The organism is Pseudomonas sp. G5001, from assembly GCF_013385475.1.
GTDB lineage: Bacteria > Pseudomonadota > Gammaproteobacteria > Pseudomonadales > Pseudomonadaceae > Aquipseudomonas.
Genome location: NZ_JACAPZ010000016.1, coordinates 67,656 through 87,922, shown reverse-complemented (window position 1 = coordinate 87,922; position 20,267 = coordinate 67,656). Strand labels below are relative to the sequence as shown.

18 protein-coding genes are annotated in these 20,267 nt (G+C 61.6%); 8 read left to right on the top strand and 10 right to left on the bottom strand.

All coding sequences use genetic code 11. The features are described 5' to 3' along the window. Positions 1-71: 71 nt before the first annotated feature. The gene (locus tag HX805_RS14585) at positions 72-1,187 is read right to left on the bottom strand and encodes a Gfo/Idh/MocA family protein (RefSeq protein ID WP_177080953.1); all 1,116 of its coding nucleotides are present in this window, start codon (positions 1,185-1,187) and stop codon (positions 72-74) included. A 427-nt stretch (positions 1,188-1,614) separates the two neighbouring features. Between HX805_RS14585 and HX805_RS14580 the strand changes: the two genes are divergently transcribed. The 5 genes from HX805_RS14580 to HX805_RS14560 all read left to right on the top strand — a co-directional run bounded on the left by HX805_RS14580 (position 1,615) and on the right by HX805_RS14560 (position 6,959). Beyond that, the gene (locus HX805_RS14580; protein ID WP_003211203.1) at positions 1,615-2,655 is read left to right on the top strand and encodes a YCF48-related protein; all 1,041 of its coding nucleotides are present in this window, start codon (positions 1,615-1,617) and stop codon (positions 2,653-2,655) included. Between the two features lie 15 nt (positions 2,656-2,670). Beyond that, on the top strand, positions 2,671-5,046 hold the full coding sequence (locus HX805_RS14575; RefSeq protein WP_003211205.1) for an RND family transporter: 2,376 nt from the start codon (positions 2,671-2,673) through the stop codon (positions 5,044-5,046). 118 nt (positions 5,047-5,164) lie between these two features. Then, a complete protein-coding gene (locus HX805_RS14570) occupies positions 5,165-5,461 on the top strand; it encodes a DUF5629 family protein (RefSeq protein ID WP_008435940.1) in 297 nt (98 codons plus the stop codon). Then, positions 5,448-6,623, top strand: coding sequence for a lactonase family protein (locus HX805_RS14565; RefSeq protein WP_087694109.1), 1,176 nt, complete (start codon positions 5,448-5,450; stop codon positions 6,621-6,623). The genes HX805_RS14570 and HX805_RS14565 overlap by 14 nt, the downstream gene beginning before the upstream one ends. 156 nt (positions 6,624-6,779) lie before the next feature. Then, on the top strand, positions 6,780-6,959 hold the full coding sequence (locus HX805_RS14560) for a hypothetical protein (protein ID WP_003211212.1): 180 nt from the start codon (positions 6,780-6,782) through the stop codon (positions 6,957-6,959). Positions 6,960-7,090: 131 nt separating this feature from the next. Here the strand turns inward: HX805_RS14560 and HX805_RS14555 are convergent, their stop codons facing one another. The 4 genes from HX805_RS14555 to yegQ form a co-directional block, all read right to left on the bottom strand. After that, on the bottom strand, positions 7,091-7,684 hold the full coding sequence (locus HX805_RS14555; protein ID WP_177080954.1) for a glutathione S-transferase: 594 nt from the start codon (positions 7,682-7,684) through the stop codon (positions 7,091-7,093). Further along, positions 7,681-11,319 carry an SbcC/MukB-like Walker B domain-containing protein gene (locus tag HX805_RS14550; protein WP_177116979.1) on the bottom strand — a complete coding sequence of 1,213 codons (3,639 nt, stop codon included), beginning with the start codon at positions 11,317-11,319 and terminating at the stop codon, positions 7,681-7,683. Before HX805_RS14550 ends, HX805_RS14555 begins: the two co-directional genes overlap by 4 nt. After that, positions 11,316-12,557, bottom strand: coding sequence for an exonuclease SbcCD subunit D C-terminal domain-containing protein (locus HX805_RS14545; protein ID WP_177080956.1), 1,242 nt, complete (start codon positions 12,555-12,557; stop codon positions 11,316-11,318). Before HX805_RS14545 ends, HX805_RS14550 begins: the two co-directional genes overlap by 4 nt. Before the next feature lie 208 nt (positions 12,558-12,765). Further along, entirely contained in the window at positions 12,766-14,085 is a 1,320-nt protein-coding gene (gene yegQ, locus HX805_RS14540; protein WP_008435935.1) for a tRNA 5-hydroxyuridine modification protein YegQ, read from the bottom strand. A 149-nt stretch (positions 14,086-14,234) separates the two neighbouring features. On the opposite strand from yegQ, the gene HX805_RS14535 reads away from it, so the two are divergent. Further along, complete coding sequence (locus tag HX805_RS14535) at positions 14,235-15,296, top strand: AI-2E family transporter (protein ID WP_003211223.1); 1,062 nt, start codon at positions 14,235-14,237, stop codon at positions 15,294-15,296. On the opposite strand, the gene HX805_RS14530 is transcribed toward HX805_RS14535, so the two are convergent. From HX805_RS14530 to HX805_RS14520, 3 genes are all read right to left on the bottom strand, one after another. Further along, positions 15,293-15,472, bottom strand: a complete 180-nt coding sequence (locus tag HX805_RS14530; RefSeq protein WP_003211225.1) for a hypothetical protein — start codon at positions 15,470-15,472, stop codon at positions 15,293-15,295. The genes HX805_RS14535 and HX805_RS14530 overlap by 4 nt on opposite strands. A 103-nt stretch (positions 15,473-15,575) precedes the next feature. Next, positions 15,576-15,770, bottom strand: a complete 195-nt coding sequence (locus HX805_RS14525; protein WP_003211226.1) for a hypothetical protein — start codon at positions 15,768-15,770, stop codon at positions 15,576-15,578. A gap of 232 nt (positions 15,771-16,002) precedes the next feature. Beyond that, on the bottom strand, positions 16,003-16,356 hold the full coding sequence (locus HX805_RS14520) for a hypothetical protein (RefSeq protein ID WP_008435927.1): 354 nt from the start codon (positions 16,354-16,356) through the stop codon (positions 16,003-16,005). Between the two features lie 241 nt (positions 16,357-16,597). On the opposite strand from HX805_RS14520, the gene HX805_RS14515 reads away from it, so the two are divergent. Continuing rightward, positions 16,598-17,416, top strand: a complete 819-nt coding sequence (locus HX805_RS14515; RefSeq protein WP_003211230.1) for a shikimate 5-dehydrogenase — start codon at positions 16,598-16,600, stop codon at positions 17,414-17,416. A gap of 166 nt (positions 17,417-17,582) precedes the next feature. On the opposite strand, the gene HX805_RS14510 is transcribed toward HX805_RS14515, so the two are convergent. Beyond that, on the bottom strand, positions 17,583-18,230 hold the full coding sequence (locus HX805_RS14510; RefSeq protein WP_003211232.1) for a YceH family protein: 648 nt from the start codon (positions 18,228-18,230) through the stop codon (positions 17,583-17,585). 126 nt (positions 18,231-18,356) lie between these two features. Here HX805_RS14510 and HX805_RS14505 point away from each other — a divergent pair, with 126 nt between their 5' ends. Beyond that, a complete protein-coding gene (locus HX805_RS14505; RefSeq protein ID WP_003211233.1) occupies positions 18,357-18,866 on the top strand; it encodes a DUF1993 family protein in 510 nt (169 codons plus the stop codon). Between the two features lie 70 nt (positions 18,867-18,936). On the opposite strand, the gene sstT is transcribed toward HX805_RS14505, so the two are convergent. After that, the gene (gene sstT / locus HX805_RS14500) at positions 18,937-20,157 is read right to left on the bottom strand and encodes a serine/threonine transporter SstT (protein WP_003211235.1); all 1,221 of its coding nucleotides are present in this window, start codon (positions 20,155-20,157) and stop codon (positions 18,937-18,939) included. Between the last annotated feature and the right edge of the window lie 110 nt (positions 20,158-20,267).

Sequence of the window (20,267 nt, the reverse complement as noted above, 5' to 3'; positions counted from 1 at the left end):
CGAAAGCGGTGTGTCAGTCGCCAGATGCCGTGGCTGACCCACCGCGTTCGCGAGCAAGCCCGCTCCCACATTTAGACCTCATTCAGCCTGACCCACCGCTCCTCCTTGGCCGCCACCCGAATCGCCGCCGCCAACCGCTCAACCTCCCAAGCCGCCGCAAAATCCGTCCCGTCACTGCCCTTGCCGGCCAACGCCATCACCAACTCATGCACCTCCAGCGTCTTCAACTCGTTGTACCCCAACTGATGCCCCGGCGCCGGACTGAACGCCGCATACCCTGGCAACGAAGGCCCCGCCAACACCCGCTGAAACCCCTCCTGCCCAACCCGAAACAGCTGCAATTCATTCAACCGTTCCTGATCAAACAACAACGTGCCCCGCGTGCCACTGATCTCAAAGCTCAGGTGATTCTTATACCCATGCTTCAGCCAGCTACTGCTCACCGTCCCCCGTGCCCCATTGGCAAACCGCAACAACGCATGCACCTGGTCATCCACCGCAATCTCCCGCAGCGTCTCACTCCCGGCGGTGGCAGGCCGCTGCCCGTGCACCGTTTGCGTATCGGCACACACACTCACCACATCCCCCACCAAATAGCGCGCCATGGACAGTAAATGACTGCCCAGATCCGCCAACGCACCGCCGGCATGTCCCACCTCACAGCGCCACGACCACGGCGACGCCGAATCCGCCATGAAATCCTCGCTGAACTCCCCCTGAAAACTGATGATCTCCCCCAACTCACCGCGGGCGATCAACTGCCGGGCCAAGCCAATCATCGGGTTGTGCTGATAGTTGTAACCCACCCGCGTCACCACCCCGGCCTTGCTCGCCGCATCACGCATCGCGGCCGCCTGCTCCAGGCTCACCGCCAGCGGCTTCTCGCAATACACCGCCTTGCCTGCCGCCAGTGCAGCCATGGCCATGGGGTAGTGCAAATGGTTGGGAGTAGTGATGGCGACAACATCCACCTTGGGATCGTCAATCAACTGCTGCCAGTCGCCATGGGCCTGGGCAAACCCCCAGTCAGCGGCGCAGCGTATTGCGCGCTCGGTATCGGCATCGGCCAGGGCGGCCAGCGTGAGCTTCACCGGCAGTTCAAACACCGCCCGCGCGTTATTAAACGCCAAGGCGTGGGCACGCCCCATAAAGCCTGTACCAATCAGGCCGATTCCGAGTTCGCGCATAGCCGGGTTCCTTCGAATTATTGTATTGAGAAGCCTATTTATGGAATAAATATTCCCAAAACTCAACACATAGAATAAAAATTCATTCCAAGGCCCACACCTCACCCGTGGCGAGGGAGCTTGCTCCCGCTGGGCTGCGCAGCGGCCCCAAAAAGCGTAGGAGCGCTGCGCACTCCAGCGGGAGCAAGCCCCCTCACCCCAACAGCCCCCCTCCACGGATCACCGCCGCTGATAGCACTACATTCAGCACCAACCCAAACCCCTCCAGTTAACAAAACATAACGTAGCGCCGATTGTCAGACGATTCCAAAGCCCGCTAGGATGGCCCAGCTTGCCCAAGGCGCTCTAGATTGCAGGTTTCAGGGCTCCCCGCGGCAAGACGACCTAACAATAATAAATGGGAGAAAGGTCTATGAGTGAGCCTGTCATGGGTGTGGTGTTTTTCCGCCCGAAGGCCACGCGCAGGGTCGCATTGCTGGCCACAGCGCTCTCGTTGCTGGGGGTTGTTGCGTTGTCGACACCGGCCCATGCCGCCACAGAAACCACCGCCGCCGCGGTGTTCGCCATTGACTCCCCCAAGGCCGCCAAAAGCCTGATGATCGACGTGGTCCACGCAGGCAAGCGCCTGGTCGCGGTCGGTGATCGCGGGCACATCCTCTATTCCGACGACCAGGGCGCCACCTGGACTCAAGCCAAAGTCCCCACCCGGCAACTGCTGACCGCCGTATTTTTCGCCGACGACCAACACGGCTGGGCGGTGGGCCATGACGCACAGATCCTCGCCACCACCGACGGCGGCGTTACCTGGACCCAACAATTCCAGGACCTCAAGCGCGAAGCACCGCTGCTCGACGTCTGGTTCAAGGACGCCAGCAACGGCTTTGCCGTGGGTGCCTACGGTGCGCTGATCGAAACCACCGACGGGGGCAAGACCTGGGACGACGTCAGCGACCGCCTCGACAACGAAGACCAATACCACCTCAACGCCATCGCCCAGGTGAAAGACGCCGGGCTGTTTATCGTCGGTGAGCAGGGCAGCATGTTCCGCTCCCATGACGAGGGGCAAACCTGGGAAAAACTCGAAGGCCCCTACGAGGGCTCGCTGTTCGGCGTGATCGGCACCGCCCAGGCGCAGACGCTGTTGGCCTACGGCCTGCGTGGCAACCTGTTCCGCTCCACGGATTTTGGCAGCACCTGGGAGCCGGTGGAGCTGAACGCCACTCGTGGCGCGCTGGAGTTCGGTTTGTCGGGGGCGACCCTGCTGGACGACGGTTCCATCGTGGTGGTGGGCAACGGTGGCAGCGTGGTGGTCAGCCACGACGACGGCCTGACCTTCAGCGTATTCAATCGCCCGGACCGCATTTCGCTGTCGGCGGTCACCGCGGCGGGCAACGGCAACTTGATTCTGGCGGGGCAGGGCGGCGTTCGCGTGGCCAGTCCAACCGGCGCCGAGCCGACAAAACAATAAGAAGGCGGGGACACAATGAGCAGTCATCACAACGACAAGGCCACGTTTCTCGAGCGCCTGATTTTCAATAACCGCCCGGCAGTCATCACGATCTGCCTGCTGGTGAGTATTTTCCTGTTCTGGCAGGCGACGTTGATTCGCCCGTCCACCAGCTTCGAAAAAATGATCCCCCTCCAGCACCCCTTCATCGAGAGGATGATGGAGCACCGCAATGACCTGGCGAACCTGGGCAACACGGTGCGCATTTCGGTGGAGGCCAAGGACGGTGACATCTTCACGAAGGAGTACATGGAGACCCTGCGCCAGATCAACGACGAGGTGTTCTACATCTCCGGCGTCGACCGCTCCGGCCTCAAGTCCCTGTGGAGCCCCAGCGTGCGCTGGACCGAAGTTACCGAAGAAGGCTTTGCCGGCGGTGAAGTGATCCCGCAGAGCTACAACGGCTCGCCGGAAAGCCTCGACCAGTTGCGCAACAACGTGCTGAAGTCCGGGCAGGTCGGGCGGTTGGTGGCCAACGATTTCAAGTCGAGCATCGTCGACATTCCGCTGCTGGAGTCCTACCCGGATCCCCAGGACCAGGGCAAGCTGCTGGCCCTGGACTACCGCAAGTTCTCCCATGAGCTCGAAGACAAGATCCGCGACAAGTTCGAAGCGCAGAACCCCAACGTCAAGATCCACATTGTCGGTTTCGCCAAGAAGGTCGGCGACCTGATCGACGGCCTGGTGATGGTGGTGATGTTCTTCGGTATCGCCTTCGTCATCACCCTGGTGCTGCTGCTGTGGTTCACCAACTGCCTGCGCAGTACCGTCGCGGTGTTGAGCACCACGCTGGTGGCGGTGATCTGGCAGCTCGGGCTGATGCATGCCCTGGGTTTCGGGCTGGATCCCTACTCGATGCTCGTGCCGTTCCTGATCTTCGCCATCGGTATTTCCCACGGCGTACAGAAGATCAACGGCATCGCCCTGCAATCCAGTGATGCCGACAACGCCCTGACCGCGGCCCGGCGTACCTTCCGCCAGCTGTTCCTGCCGGGCATGATCGCGATCCTCGCCGATGCGGTCGGTTTTATCACCCTGTTGATCATCGATATCGGCGTGATCCGCGAGCTGGCAATCGGTGCTTCGGTGGGTGTGGCGGTCATCGTGTTCACCAACCTGATCCTGCTGCCGGTGGCGATCTCCTATGTTGGCATCAGCAAACGCGCCATCGCCAAGAGCAAGAAGGATGCGCATCGCGAACACCCGTTCTGGCGCCTGCTGTCGAAGTTCGCCAGCCCCAAGGTCGCGCCGGTGTCGATTGCCCTGGCGCTGATCGCCTTTGGTGGCGGCCTCTGGTACAGCCAGAACCTGAAGATCGGTGACCTCGATCAGGGTGCACCGGAACTGCGCCCGGACTCGCGCTACAACAAGGACAACAATTTCATCATCAACAACTACTCCACCAGCTCCGACGTGCTGGTGGTGATGGTCAAGACTCCGCCCGAAGGCTGCTCGCGGTATGAAGCCATGGCGCCCATCGACCAGTTGATGTGGAAGATGCAGAACACCGAAGGCGTGCAGTCGGCCATCTCGCTGGTGACCGTGTCCAAACAGATGATCAAGGGCATGAACGAGGGCAACCTGAAATGGGAAACCCTGTCGCGCAACCCGGACGTGCTGAACAACTCCATTGCCCGTGCCGATGGCCTGTATAACAACAATTGCTCCCTGGCGCCGGTGCTGGTGTTCCTCAACGACCACAAGGCCGAAACCCTCGACCGCGCGGTGCATGCGGTGCAGGACTTCGCCAAGGAGAACAACAAGGACGGCCTGGAATTCATCCTCGCCGCCGGTAACGCCGGGATCGAGGCGGCCACCAACGAGGTGATCAAGGAGTCCGAGCTGACCATCCTGATCCTGGTGTACCTGTGCGTGGCCACCATGTGCATGATCACCTTCCGCTCGTGGGCGGCGACCCTGTGCATCGTGCTGCCGCTGGTGCTGACCTCGGTGCTGGGCAACGCGCTGATGGCGTTCATGGGCATCGGTGTCAAGGTCGCGACCTTGCCGGTGGTGGCGCTGGGGGTGGGGATCGGCGTGGACTACGGCATCTACATCTACAGCCGCCTGGAGAGTTTCCTGCGGGCCGGCCTGCCGTTGCAGGAAGCCTATTACCAGACGCTCAAGTCCACCGGTAAAGCCGTGCTGTTCACCGGCCTGTGCCTGGCAATCGGCGTATGCACCTGGATCTTCTCGGCCATCAAGTTCCAGGCCGACATGGGTCTGATGCTGACCTTCATGCTGCTGTGGAACATGTTCGGCGCGCTGTGGCTGCTGCCGGCGCTGGCACGCTTCCTGATCAAGCCCGAGAAGCTGGCGGGGCAGAAGGGCAATTCGCTGTTCGCCCACTGATCCAACGCTGTTTGCCAAAACGCCGTGGCCTGTGCCACGGCGTTTTGCATTGCGCGGGCTTAGGCCGATGCAACGATTTGACCTATCATGAGGTCTTTCCTCTTGATGATTGATGGTTATGACTGCCGACACCGCTACCTTGCCCGACGCTTTTGAAGACTGCCAGATGGTCGAAATCGATGGCCTGCACAGCTTCGATTTCAGCCTGGATGACCAGACGTTATTGATCATCTGCATGGACGGTCGCGTCGAGAAGCGCTGGAGTTTCACCCTGGAGCAAGTCAAGGCGGCGACCTTTGATCAAACCCTGCAAAGCTGGACACTTACCGATGACAAGGGCGAACACCGCCTGGTCTGCATGAGCGGCGTCACCGGCAACAATAATGACGAGGATGAAGCGGATGATGATGCGTAAATTCTGGCCCCTGCTGATGGCCGGCAGCGTAGGCGCAATGTCGGTCCAGGCCGCGCCGGTGGACACCTATGAATTGCTCGTTGGCAGCTACACCGCCGGCACCAGCGAAGGTATCTACCGTTTGCAGTTCGACAGCCGTACCGGGCAGTTCAGCGGCCAGCCGGTGCTCGCCGCCAAGGCGGCCAACCCGTCTTGGCTGACCCTGTCCAAAGACCAGAAGCACCTGTTTGTGGTCAACGAAAACGGCCCGGGCCAAAAAGACCCGGTGGGGCGCGTCAGCAGCTACAGCATCGACCCGAAGAACCATCAACTGACCCTGATCAACCAGGTGCAGAGCCTGGGCAACGAGCCGACCCATTCCAGCCTGGCCAGTGACGGGCGCTACCTGTTCGTGGCCAACTATTCGGTGCTGGAAGATCCGGGCGGCAGCCTCGCGGTGCTGCCGCTAGACACCGAAGGCAAGCTGTCGCCGCCGGTGCAGTTGAGCGGGCACCCGGCCAGCCGGGTCAACCCGGAGCGCCAGGCGTCCAACCACGTGCATTCGGTGGTGTCTTCGCCGGACGGCAAATACGTGTTTGTCCAGGACCTGGGGGCGGACAAGATCTTTGCCTACCACTACGACCCCAAGGCCAACCATGAACTGCCGCTGACCCCGGCCGACCCTGCGTTTGTGCAATTGCCACCGGGCAGCGGCCCGCGGCACCTGCTGTTCACCGCAGACGGCAAGCACGCGTGGCTGACCACCGAGATGAGCGCGCAAGTGGCGGTGTTCGACTACAACGATGGCAAGCTGACCCAGAAGCAACTGGTCAACTTCGCGGATGGCCAGCCGGTGTCCGACAAGGCCGGTGCTGCACTGCACACCTCAAGCGACGGCAAGTTCCTCTACGTGAGCAACCGTGGCACCGCCAACCAGATGCTGGTGTTTGCCATCGACCCGGCCACTGCGCAGCTCAAAGAGATCCAGCGCCGATCGGTGGAAGGTGACCATCCCCGGGAGTTCGCCCTGGACCCCAGCGGCAAGTTCCTGCTGATCGCCAACCAGAAGAGCAACGAGATTGTGGTAGTCGAGCGCGATCCCAAGAACGGTCTTTTGGGCAAGACCGTGCAGAAACTGGCGATTGATGCCCCCAGCGACCTCAAGTTCCTGGTGCGGCAATAAGCCACAGGCCCCGCAGTGCGGGGCCTGACTTGTTGTATTAATACTATTAATAGCGGCTAGTGTTTCAATGAATTTCTAAGGCTAACCCCTCGGGCGTAAGTTTGGTTCCAAGGCCAACACAGGCCACCAAGCCAACCGAACACAAGGGTTACCGACATGAACTTCAATCTTTTCTCGATCATCGCCGCTTCCGCTGTTTCCGCCACCGTAGCGTTGCCAGCCAGCGCCAGTGTTGAAATCAGCAGCAAAAAAACCAGCACCAGCGCCTACACCCAGAAATACCTGCAACAAAGCGCCAACTTCTACGCAGCGCTGGACCACAAAATCCAGAACTGATCTTGAAGCTGATGAAGATCAAATGTGGGAGCGGGCTTGCTCGCGAAAGCGCCGGGTCAGTCTATACATGGGCTGACTGATACACCGCCTTCGCGAGCAAGCCCGCTCCCACATTTTGTCCTGCGACAGTCTCAGGTTTTTGCCATCACGGCGATGAACAACGGCGATTCCAGGAAGCGTTGCAACCAGCCCTGCAATCGCGGATAGGGCGCCTGGCCAAACCACTCCCGATCCACATGGGCAAACTGCCGCACAAACGGTGCAAGTGCCACATCCGCCAGGCTCAAATGCCCGGCCAGCAAATACTCCCGCTCCGCCAGCAACCCCTCCAGCTTCATCAAAAATACCTCACCCTCGGCCCGATAATGCTCCATCGGCTGCTCCGGATAGCGCTCGGCATACTTGTATCGATTCAATTGATGTTTGAAGCCCTGATCATTCTCTTCAATCAGCGCCTGCGTCGCCCGATCATCCCCAAGCAACCAACCCTCAGGATCGTTCTGTGCCAGTGCCCAGCGCATGATCGCCAGGCTTTCATCGATCACCCGGCCATCCACGCTCAGCACCGGCACCGTGCCTTTGGGTGACAACGCGAGCATCTCAGCCGGCTTGGCCTTGAGGCTGACCTCGATGATCTGCACCGCCAGCCCTGAATACCGCAGGGCCATCCGCGCCCGCATTGCATAGGGGCAACGGCGGAACGAATACAACACGGCCTCGCTCACTTGACCTCCAGGGTGCTCAAGCCATTGCCCTGGCGCTTGACCTGAATCTGCACCGGAATCCGCTCGTGCATTTCCTGCACATGGGAAATCACCGCGACCTTGCGGCCCTGGGCCTGCAAGCCGTCGAGGGCGTCCATCGCCAGTTGCAGCGACTCGGGGTCGAGACTGCCGAAGCCTTCGTCGATAAACAGCGACTCGATCTTCAACGTGCTCGACGCCATCGACGCCAGGCCCAAGGCCAGCGCCAGCGACACCAGGAACGTCTCGCCGCCGGACAGCGAGTGCACCGAACGCAGTTCGTCGCCCATCTCCGTGTCGAGTACCAGCAGGCCGAGCATGCTGCCGCCGCGCTTGAGGCGGTAGCGGCGCACCAGTTGGCGCAGTTGGACGTTGGCGTGGTGCACCAGCAGGTCGAGGTTGTAGGCCTGGGCGATCTTGCGGAAGGTATCGCCGGTGGCCGAACCGATCAGCGCATTCAGGCGTGCCCAGCGTTGCCATTCTTCGTAGGCCTTGGCGATCTCTGCTGCCAGGGCCTGGTTGGCATCCTGGCGGCGCTGGTCGTCGGCCTGTTGGGCGCGCAGTTCGGCGCAGTGTTTTTCGCCAATGATCAGCGCGGCATTGAGTTCGGCCAGGGCGCTGTCCAGTTGCTCGGCGTCGAGGTTGCCGTTGTGCAGCGCCTGGTGATCCTTGAGCCGCTGTTCGCGCTCTTGCAGCAACACCTTGGCCTGCTCGATGGCTTTTTCGCTGTGTTGCAGTTGCTGGCGTAGCTCGGCCACCTGCGGCTCATCGAAGGCCACCAGGCGCGCCAGGCCTTCGTCATCGAGTTCCGGGTGCAACGCGCGCCAGTCGCTCAGGCGCGTAGTGAGGGCCGCGTGTTCGGTTTCCAGGGACTGTTGGCGTTCTTGCAGCGATTTGAGGTCGGCGGCCAGTTGGATCAACTGGTTGCGGGTGTCCTGCAACTGCTGGTTGGCCTCGCTCTCATGCTGGCGAGCCTGCTCGACGGCCTGGTCCAGCTGCTGTTGCCAGTGCTCGGCGCTGGGGTTTTCGCCCAGCAGGCCGGCGAGCTTTTCCTCGGCCGCGTGTTGCAGGGCGCTCTGTTCGGCGAGCTGTTTGTGCAAAGTCTCCAGCTGCTGCTGGCGGTGTTGCTGGCGGTCCTGCTCTTTCTCAATGGCTTGCTGGCGCTGTAGCTGCTCGGCCAATTCTTCCTTTTGGTTGTCGAGCTGTTCCAGGCGCTGGCTGACCTGCTGGTCGAGCAACATGAAGGTCGCCGCCGGCTCGCTGCGCAGGCCTTCGAGGGTCTCGGTGGGCAGCAGGCTGGCGAAGGCGTTGAGTTCTTCGTCCAGGCGTTCGCGGTCGTTGGACAGTTCCCGTTGCTGGTCGATCAGTAACTGGCGCGCCTGTTGGCTGGCGTCCTGGGCGGCTTGCAGTTGTTGCTGCAAACGCCCGGCGTTCTGTTGCAGGTTGAGCAGGGCGCCCTGGCGTTGCTCGTCCTGGGTGAGGCTTTGGCTGAGCTGGCTCAGTTGCTGGGCGAGCCAGGCATCACGCTTGGCCGCGTCCTGGTTGAACAGCGAGGCCGACAGCGGATGGGCTTCAAGGCTTGGCAGCAAGGCCTGCAACTGGCTGGCGAGTTGCTCCTGTTGTTGCAGGAATTCCTTTTGCTGGGCGATCAGGCCGCCCACTTCGCCACGCAGGTCAGTGAGTTTTTCCTTGAGCACATCCACGGCTTGCTGCGCGTTGGCTTCTTCGCTTTCGTCGTGGCGGGTCAGGCTTTGCAGCATGGCTTCGGGCTGGTGATACGGGTGCTCGACGCTGCCGCACACCGGGCACGGCTGCTCATCCTGCAGCTGGCCGCGCAATTCCTCGACGCTGGCACTGCGGGCCAGGCGCTGGCGCTCCAGCAGTTGCTTGGTGACGGTCAGGGTCTGTTCGGCGACGGCCAACTCGGCCTTGGCCTGCAAGCCGCTCTGGTTCAACAGTTCGCGTTGTTGCTGGGCGAGGGTCTGCTTTTGCGTCAGGGCCTGGCTCTGGCTGTCGAGTTGCTGATGGCTGTTCCACAGCCGCGCCAGGTCCTCAAACGCGCGATGTTGCTTGCGGTTGTCCTGGAGCAGGCTGCCGAGCAACTGGATCTGTTCGGCCACTGCATGGGGTTCGGCGCCGGCTTCGTGGTACAGCAGGTCAAGGGCTTCGCGTTGCTCGGTCCATTTTTCACCGAGACGGGTGGCGCGCTCTTCCAGTTGTGGCAGTTCGGCCTGGCCTTTATTGAGGCGATTGCCGATCAGCATCAGCTGTTGCAAGCGGTCGCGGTAGGCGCTCCAGGCCTCACTCAACGGCGCGAGGGCGGCGCTGCGTTCAAGCTCTGCGGCGAGCCTGTGCAGGCGCTCGGCGACAACTTTCTGCTTGTCGAGCAAGCCGGTCAACGTCGCCTGGCCTTCCACGCAGGCAGCTTCACCCAGCTGTTTCTCTTCGCTGCGTTTGGCCAGCTCGCGGGTCAAGTGGGCGAGGGTGGTTTGCTCCTCGAAGGCCTGGCGCAGCAAGGGCACAGCGTCGGCTTGCTGCTTGAGGGCCTGGGCGAGGGCGGCTTGCACGTCGGCCTGTTGCTGTTGCAGTTGGGTCTGGCGGGTGTGCAGCGCGGTTTGTTGCTCAAGGTGCTGCTGGATCTGCGCGGCAAGGGGCTGCAGTTGCGTGGTCAGTTCGGCCTGGCGGGCGAAGTGGTGACGTTGCGGCGCCAGTTGTTCCAGGCGGCTGAGGTCCAGGCGCTGCGGGCCCTGGCTTGCCCAGTGTTGCTGGGCCTGTTGCAGTTGCTCGACCGCGCCTTGTTGGCGCTCCTGCCATTCCCGCAGTTCCTTCAGCCAGGTGTGCTGCAACTCGAGTTGCTTGAGTTGCACCTGCTGGGTCTTGAGCTGTTGCTGTGCGGAGGCCAGCTGTTCGTCGAGTTCGGCGCGGGCCTCGGGGGCCTGCGGGGTGACGCCGGTGGCCTGGTCCTGCAGGTGTTTGTGGGCGTCCCGGGCGTCCTTGGCCTTGTCGAAGGCGCGGCGACCGAGTTGGGTGTAGAGCGCAGTATCGGTGAGCTTTTCCAGCAGTTCGCTGCGCTCGTTGTCGTTGGCCTTGAGGAACGCGCTGAACTCACTTTGCGCGAGCAACACCGCGCGGGTGAACTGCTCGAAGTTCAGGCCCAGGGCCAACTCCAGCTGGGTCTTGTATTCGGTTTTCTGGCTGGCCAGCAGTTGCTCGCTGTCCAGGTCGATCAGGCTTTGCCGGCTGGCTTGCAGCTTGCCGCTGGCCTTGTCCCGGGCGCGGTTGGCTTCCCAGCGGGCGCGGTAGCGACGGCCACTGACGCCGACAAAATCCACTTCGGCATAACCGCCGCCAGTGCCCCGGCGAATCAGGGTGCGTGGGTCACCGATGGAAATATCGGTGTCGGCATCCGGCATTTTTGCCTGGCCGGTATCGCCCAGGCGCGGCACGGCGCCAAACAGCGCCAGGCACAGCGCATCGAGCAAGGTACTTTTACCGGCGCCGGTGGGCCCGGTAATCGCGAACAGCCCGGCGCTGGCCAGGGGCTCGGCGGTAAAGTCGATTTCAAACGGCCCGGCCAGGGAGGCAAGGTTTTTCAGGCGAATCGCGAGGATCTTCATGGCTGTTCGCCCTCCTGTTGCACTTCCTGGAGCAGCACGGCGAAGTCCTTCAGGGTCTGTTCGTCCACTTCACTGCCGTAGCTTTCCTGCCAGGCGCGGCTGAACAATTCCTGGGGCGTGAGCTGGTCGAGTTCGATCAGGCGGTCTTCCTGGCTGTCTTCACGGCCTCCGCTGCCTGCGTATTCAGCGGCGATGCGCACCAGGCGCACGGCCTTGCCTTGCAGGGCGTTTTCCACCTGCTGGCGCAGGTCGGGTTGCGGTTCGTCGAGGCGCACCCGCACTTCCAGCCACGGTTGGCGCTGGGTTTCGGCCAGCAGGTCGATGTCGGGCAGGTCGGCCAGTTGCTTGAGGATGTCGGCCAGGGGCGCGGCTTCCAGGCGTTGCAGGTTGACCGAGCGCGGGATCAGCCGGGATTCGACGCTGACCAGGGTTTCGCCGTCCAGCTGCACGTCGAGGATCTGGTGCTGGTAGCCGATTTCCGAGAATGACAGCGGAATCGGTGAGCCGCAGTAGCGAATCCGCTCCTCGCCATTCACCCGCTGGGGTTTGTGCAAATGGCCGAGGGCCACATAGCTGACGCTGGCATCGAACAGGCTGGCCGGCAGCGCTTCGGCATTGCCGATGATCAGGCTGCGCTCGGAGTCTTCCGACACCGAGCCGCCGGCCATGTGCGCATGGCTGATGGCAACCAGTGCCTGGCCCGGCTGGCGCTTGGCGTTGGCGGCAGCAATCAGCCACTCGTGAACCTGGCCGATGCCCCGCAGGTAATCGTCCCCCAGTTGTGCGCCGGTCACTTCGGCCGGGCGTAGGAACGGCAATGCCAGGCACCAGCCGGCAATTTCACCGTCGGCACCGGGCAATGGAATCAGCAGGCGTTCGACATCCAGTTGTCCGTCATCCAGCCACAGCACCCGGCCCAATGCGTGGGTGCGCAGGCGGCGCATCAACGGTGCCGGCAGTTCGATGCGCGAGCCGGAGTCGTGGTTGCCGGCGATCATCACGATGGTCAGTGCAGGGTTTTGCTCATGGGCGCCGATGATGAAGTCGTACAGCCGCTCCTGGGCCTTGAGTGGCGGGTTGACCGTGTCGAAAATATCGCCGGCGATCAACAGCACGTCAGGGCGATGCAGGCCCAACTGGCCCAGCAGCCAGTCGAGGAAGCAGGTGTGTTCGAAGTCGCGTTCCTGGCCGTGCAGGTTTTGTCCAAGGTGCCAGTCGGAGGTATGAAACAGACGCAAGGCGATCTCCGTAAAAAAGAGGGTGACCGCTCAAGACAAGGTGGCGGTACGCAGAACCGCCAATTCTACTTTGCAAATGAACCTATTGCGCGTACGCCCTGCTTTTTGTGGTGAGGAGCTTGCTGCGGTGAAGGAGAGTGCTGTGGTGAGGGAGCAAGCTCCCTCACCACAGCAAGCTGTCTCACACTCATTGAGGTGTCTGGCGAAGTTAAACGTCGCGCATCAAAAGGCCGAAACGCAGGTCCATCTCCGCCGGGATCGGCAAATACACCGTATGCCCGTCACCCGGCGCCACCGCGATGGCCTCGCCCTTGGCGTTGTGCAATGAGCCCAGGTCAAAGTGGAAATTCCCCGCCGGGGTCATCAGTTCCAGGTGATTGCCCACGGCAAAACGGTTCTTGACCTTGACCTCGGCCAGTTCGCCGCGCCGTTCACCGGTCAGTTCGCCGACGAACTGCTGGCGTTCGGACACCGAGCTGCCGTTCTGATAGTTCTGATACTCATCGTGCACGTGCCGGCGCAGGAAACCCTCGGTGTAGCCGCGCTGGGCCAGGGATTCGAGGTTGGTCATCAAGCCCCGGTCAAAGTCGCGCCCGGCCACCGCGTCATCAATCGCCTGGCGATATACCTGGGTGGTTCGGGCGCAGTAAAAGTGGGATTTGGTGCGGCCTTCGATCTTCAACGAGTGCACGCCCATGCGCGTCAGCCGCTCGACGTGCTGCACCGCCCGCAGGTCCTTGGCGTTCATGATGTAGGTGCCGTGTTCATCTTCGAAGGCGGGCATCTGTTCGTCGGGGCGATTGGCCTCCTGCAGCAGGAACACCTGGTCGGTGGGCGCGCCGAGGCCCAGGGTCGGCTCGGGCGCATAGTGCTGCACGATGTCGCCGGCGGCGTTTTCCACCGCAGGCGTCGCCTGGTATTTCCAGCGGCAGGCGTTGGTGCAGGTGCCCTGGTTGGCATCCCGCTTGTTCATGTAGCCCGACAGCAGGCAGCGCCCGGAATAGGCCATGCACAGGGCACCGTGCACAAACACTTCCAGCTCCATGGCGGGGACTTGCTGGCGAATCTCGTCGATTTCCTCCAGTGACAACTCCCGGGACAGGATGATCCGGCAGATGCCCTGCGCCTGCCAGAATTCGACGCTGGCCCAGTTCACCGTATTGGCCTGCACCGACAGGTGGATCGGCATGTGCGGGAAGTGCCGGCGCACCAGCATGATCAGGCCCGGGTCGGACATGATCAGCGCATCCGGGCCCATGGCGATCACCGGGGCAAGGTCCTTGAGGAAGGTTTTCAGCTTGGCGTTGTGAGGCGCGATGTTGACCACCACATAGAACCGCTTGCCCTGGGCCTGGGCTTCCTGGATGCCGAGGGCGAGGTTGGCGTGGTCGAACTCGTTATTGCGCACCCGCAGGCTGTAGCGCGGTTGCCCGGCGTAGACGGCATCGGCACCGTAGGCAAAGGCATAACGCATGTTTTTCAGGGTGCCGGCGGGGGCGAGCAGTTCGGGGGCGATAACGGGAGGCATGGGTTCGGGTCGCAAAAGGGCGGCAGGGTAGCCGGGCCGGGTGCGCAGTTTATTGATCCAGGTCTAATAAGTAGGGCACTCGCGGGATTTGCAGTGGACTAAACATCAAGGCGCACATGAGCGCCTGGTGTTTTAGACATGGACCGGACATGAACCAAACCAATCTGCAATTCAAAACCCTGCTGTTACTGCTCGCCCTGGTGACCATCGCGTTTATCTGGATTTTGCTGCCGTTCTACGGCGCGGTGTTCTGGGCGGTGATCCTGGGGATCATCTTTGCGCCGATGCAACGGCGCTTCCAGCAACGTTTTGGCTGGAACCGCAATCTCACATCTCTGGCAACCCTGACGGTGTGCCTGATAATCGCGATTCTGCCGGTGATCATCACCAGTGCCTTGCTGGTGCAGGAGGGCGCGACGCTTTACAAGAACGTCGAGAGCGGCAAGCTCGACGTTGCCGGGTATATCGAGCAGTTCAAGAACTTCCTGCCACCGTATTTCCAGCATCTGCTGGACCGCTTCGGCATGGGCAACCTGGAAGGCCTGCGGGAGAAGATCGTCAAGAGTGCGATGCAGGGCAGCCAGTTTTTTGCGACCCAGGCGTTCAGCTTCGGCCAGGGCACGTTTGATTTCCTGGTGAGCTTTTTCATCATGCTGTACTTGCTGTACTTCCTGCTGCGCGATGGCCCCGAGCTGGTGCGCAAGGTGCGCACCGCGGTGCCGCTGGCCGAACCGCAGAAGCGTCGCCTGCAATTGAAGTTCAACCGGGTGGTGCGTGCCACGGTGAAAGGCAACGTGCTGGTAGCGGTCACGCAAGGCGCGTTGGGTGGTTTGATCTTCTGGTTCCTGGACATTCCCAGCGCGCTGCTCTGGGCGGTGTTGATGGCGTTTCTGTCGCTGCTGCCGGCGGTGGGCGCGGGGATTGTGTGGGGGCCGGTGGCGGCGTACTTCCTGCTGAGCGGGTCGATCTGGCAGGGCGTGGTGCTCGGGTTGTTCGGGGTATTTGTGATCGGGCTGGTGGACAATGTGCTAAGGCCCATCCTGGTGGGCAAGGACACCCGCATGCCGGATTACCTGATCCTTATCTCAACCTTGGGCGGCCTGTCGATCTTTGGCTTGAACGGCTTTGTCATCGGGCCACTGATTGCTGCGTTGTTCATGTCCAGCTGGGCGCTGTTTGTGGAAACCAAACCGCGGGTGCAACTGCCTTAGGCATGAAAGCAATGCGCCATTTTGACCGACAGGGCCTGGGCGGCCGGTAATGAAGTGAGTGGGCCGCTGATGGCTTCGCCATCGCGTACCAGGTACCAGCAGGCGAGCAAGCCAAGCTCCCGCAGAGAGGCGGGAACGGCACTGCCGATGACAGACATGATTTGAATAGTGGGCATGATGACCTCCGATACGCTATGGAGGTGACATTACGGTGCGTAGGCCTTCAGGGAAAATCAACCTGCTCGATAGTCGACATCACTGTTATCGAGCGACCCTCAGTCAGTCGACCACCTGGTCGAGCATATGCACCACTTCCTGTTCACTGAGCAGGCCCTTGCGCACCAGGTTTTCCGTCAGCAAGGACAGGAACTTGGCGTTGCGATGGCCTTCCAGGGCCTTGAGCTCCGTCAGTACGCTATAGACCTTGCTCGAGGTGCAGAGGCCGGCGGTGCGATGTGGGTTTTGCGTGGGCATGGGCAATCGTCCTTGTTGTTATTGGTCGGACAGTGTTGATAGTGGAAGCCTTTTGAGACACAAACATGACAGCGCAGGCCCCGTTCGGGCAAGCGCCTATTGAGATCAATGATGTGGGATTTGGCCACAGCCATTGTCCTTATAACGACCTTGGCGAGATTTATTCAGACCTGCAGGCCAAAAAAAGGCCCCGCTTTTAGGGCGGAGCCTGTTCAGGTGTGTCAGTTGAGGCTTACCAGCCGCGACCGTAATAGCCGTGTGGAGGGCCGTAGTAGCCGCGCGGTGGGCCGTAGTAGACCGGCGCCGGGCGATAATAAACCTGTTGTTGCACATACACAGGCGGTGGCGGTGCGTAGTAGACCGGCGGCGGAGCGGCATACACCGGCTGCGGCTGGACATACACCGGTTGTTGCACGTAGACCGGCCGCGATTGACTGGCGACGATCGAGCCGCCTACCACTGCACCAACAACGGCTCCCAGTGCGAGCGGAGCACCCCAACCACCACCGTGGGCGGAGGCCTGTCCTGCCATAGCGAGTGCGCCGATCAGCAAGGCGATCTTGGGGAGTTTACGAATCATGGTCATTCCTCGGTTAGCCCCTGCGCTCATGGTCTGCAATCAATCGACTCAAGGATTGTCGCGGGGATACTTTTAAGACAGCGTATTTCTAAAAAACAGCACAGCCGATAGGTAAAGGTTGTGTAAGGTCTGTATCGATTGGCTTACACAAGTGGCCGGGCACAGTGCGTATGATCCATGACAACCCGCCGGCGCGGGTATTCCGTCTATCCGAAACCGCCTCTGGAATGGCTTCAAGGAGTTACCGATGCAGATGAACCCCAACAAGGACACCCAACTGTGCATGTCACTGTCGGCGCGCCCCGGGAACTTTGGCCTGCGCTTTCATAACCACCTGTACGAGCAGTTGGGGTTGAATTTCTACTACAAGGCCTTCAGTAGCCAGGACCTGCCTGGCGCCGTCGGTGGCATTCGGGCCTTGGGCATTCGGGGTTGTGGCGTGTCGATGCCGTTCAAGGAAGCCTGTATTGCCCTGGTGGATGAGCTGGACGATTCGGCGCGGGCCATTGCGTCAATCAATACCATCGTCAACACCGACGGGCATTTGAAGGCCTACAACACCGATTACATTGCCATCGAGCAACTGCTGCACAAGCACCAGGTGCCCAAGGACTCGACCTTCGCCCTGCGCGGCAGCGGCGGCATGGCCAAGGCGGTGGCCAGTGCCTTGCGCGATGGCGGCTACGCCAAGGGCGTGATCGTGGCGCGCAATGAAGAAGCGGGCCGGGCGCTGGCCCAGAGCCTGGGGTATGAGTGGCAGGCGCAGTTGGGTGCCTTGCGCCCGCAGATGCTGGTCAACGTGACGCCGATTGGCATGACCGGAGGGGCGGAAGCGGATCAGTTGGCGTTTGAAGCTGACGCGGTTGATGCGGCCGAGACGGTCTTCGATGTGGTGGCGATTCCCTCGGAAACCCCACTGATCCTGCGTGGACGGGCCCAGGGCAAACGAGTGATCACCGGTTTGGAAGTGATCGCCATCCAGGCGTTGGAGCAGTTCGTGCTGTACACCGGCGTGCGGCCGACGGATGAACAGTTTCAGGCGGCGGTGGCATTTGCCCGGAGCTGAGCATCACCGCTGGCGGTGTGGAGAGTGAGCTTGCTGTGGCGAGGGAGCTTGCTCCCGCTGGGTTGCGCAGCAGCCCCAAGAAAATGGGAGCGCTACGCACTCCAGCGGGAGCAAGCTCCCTCGCCACAAAAGCTCCATCACCACAGAAGCCCACTCACCACAAACATTATTCGAGCCGCGAAAGGCGCTCTTCCAGCGCCGCAATCCGCGCTTCCAGCTCTTCGATACGCTCCAGGGAAACCCCACTTCCCGCACCACGCTCCACCGGATTCCCACGCGCCGCCAGGATCGCTTCAATGTCCGCCGGGTCGCCCAGGGCGTGCATGTACCGATCTTCCCGCTGCCCCGACTGACGCGGCACCAACAACGCCAGCCCACGGGCAATCAGGCGTTCCAGTTGATGCACCACCTGCTCGGCGTCTTCAAAGTCATGCATGCGCCCGCTCCGGGTCAGCAGTTCGTTGACCGTCTGCGGCCCCCGCAGGAACAGCAACCCGCTGAGAATCACCTGGGCCGGCACCAGCTCCAGCGCCTTGTCCACCCGATGCTCCCAGCGGTCGGCGCGGCTGCCCATCACCAGCCGGGTAAACCCGCGGCCTTCCAGGGCCCGCAGGCTCTGGCCAACCTGGCCCTGGCTGAGGTTCATCACCGGTTCGCGGCTGGTTTTCTGGTTACAGGCGATCACCAGCGCGTTGAGGGTCAACGGGTAGGTTTCGGGGCTGGTGGCCTGTTTTTCGATCAGGCAGCCAAGGATGCGGATTTCCGTGCTGTTCAGGCGCGGTTCTTCGGAAGTGGTGTCGTGCTCGGTGGTCATCGCGCTTTCCCTAATGCAGTGAGCTCACTAGCCTAATCCTGAAAAAATAAAAGACAAGCGGCGCCGGTGGCCGGCATGTCTATAATCGCGGCTGTTTCAAACCCTGCCACAACTGTCGAGACTGTCATGACTATTTCCCTGTACGCCGCTTCCCTCCCGGTCTTCAAGCAAATGCTCAACGCCCTGAGCGATGTGCTGAACAAGGCCGAGGCCCACGCCACCGCCAAGAACATCGACCCGAACGCCTTCCTGCAGGCACGCCTGTACCCGGACATGTTCCCGCTGGTGCGTCAGGTGCAGATCGCCGTCGACTTCGCCAAAGGCGTTTCTGCCCGCCTGGCTGAAATCGAAGTTCCGAAATACGACGATACAGAAGTCACCTTCGCCGACCTGCAAGCGCTGATCGCCAAGGTCCTGGCGTTTATCGACACCATCACCCCGGCCCAGGTCGACGGTAAAGAAGGCATCGAGATCATCACTCGCCCTGGCACCCCGAAAGAGAAGCGCTTCAGCGGCCAGTCGTACCTGCTGAGCTACGGCCTGCCGCAGTTCTTCTTCCACGTCACCACCGCTTACGCCTTGCTGCGTCACAACGGCGTGGAAGTGGGCAAGCGCGACTACATGGGCGCGTTCTAAGCCTTGTAATAAAAAAGCCCGGGGCGGTTCATTCACGAACTGCCCCGGGCTTTTTTTGTGCGCGCAAGGTCTACGCGGCTTGTTCTTCCTTGCCCAGGCATGCGGCAGCGGTGAACAACACATCGGTGGACGAGTTCAGTGCGGTCTCCGCCGAGTCCTGCAACACGCCGATGATGAAGCCCACGGCCACCACCTGCATGGCGATTTCGCTGGGAATGCCGAACAGGCTGCACGCCAGCGGGATCAACAGCAGCGAGCCCCCGGCAACCCCCGACGCGCCGCAGGCACACACCGCCGCGACCACGCTGAGCAGCACGGCGGTGGGGATGTCCACGGCAATGCCCAGGGTGTGCACGGCGGCCAGGGTCAGCACGGTGATGGTGATGGCTGCGCCGGCCATATTGATGGTGGCGCCCAGCGGGATCGACACCGAGTAGGTGTCTTCATGCAGGCCCAGGCGCTTGCTCAACGCCAGGTTGACCGGAATGTTGGCCGCCGAACTGCGGGTGAAAAACGCGGTGATCCCGCTTTCCCGCAGGCACATCAGCACCAGCGGGTAAGGGTTGCGGCGCAGCTTCCAGAACACGATGGCCGGGTTGATCACCAGCGCGACGAACAGCATGCAGCCGATCAACACCAAAAGCAGGTGTGCGTAGCCCAGCAGGGCGCCGAAGCCGGACGTGGCGAGGGTCGAGGCCACCAGGCCGAAAATCCCCAGGGGCGCGAAGCGGATCACCATGCGCACGATCAGCGTGACGCCGTTGGACAGGTCCCCCAGCACGGTGCGGGTGGTGTCGCTGGCATGGCGAATGGCGATGCCCATGCCGATGGCCCACGCCAGGATACCGATGAAATTGGCGTTCATCAGCGCGCTGACCGGGTTGTCCACCACGCTCAGCAACAGGCTTTGCAACACATCACCGATACCGCCGGGAGGGCTGACGGCCACATCGTGGGTGGCCAGCACCAGCGAGGAGGGGAACAGCGTGCTGGCGATCACCGCGACCACGGCGGCAGCGAACGTGCCCAGCAGGTACAGGAACAGGATCGGGCGGATATGGGTTTCCTGGCCGTGCTTGTGGCTGGCAATCGAGGCCATCACCAGCACAAATACCAGGATGGGCGCGACGGCCTTGAGCGCCGAGACAAAGACCTTGCCAATAAACCCGGTGGCTTGTGCGACGTCGGGCAACAGCAGGGCCAACAGGATACCGGCGATCAGGCCGATGACAATTTGGGTGACCAGGCTGATAGACATCAGGCGTTGAAAGAGGGAAGGGGCAGCAGTCATAAAAAGGTTGTCTCTGGTTTTTTTAATAGATGCAGCTAGGCAGCATGAATCTGGCAGGGGCGAAGTCTAACATCTGTAGGAAACGTCTAATCCGGGTGCGGCGTTCCGTC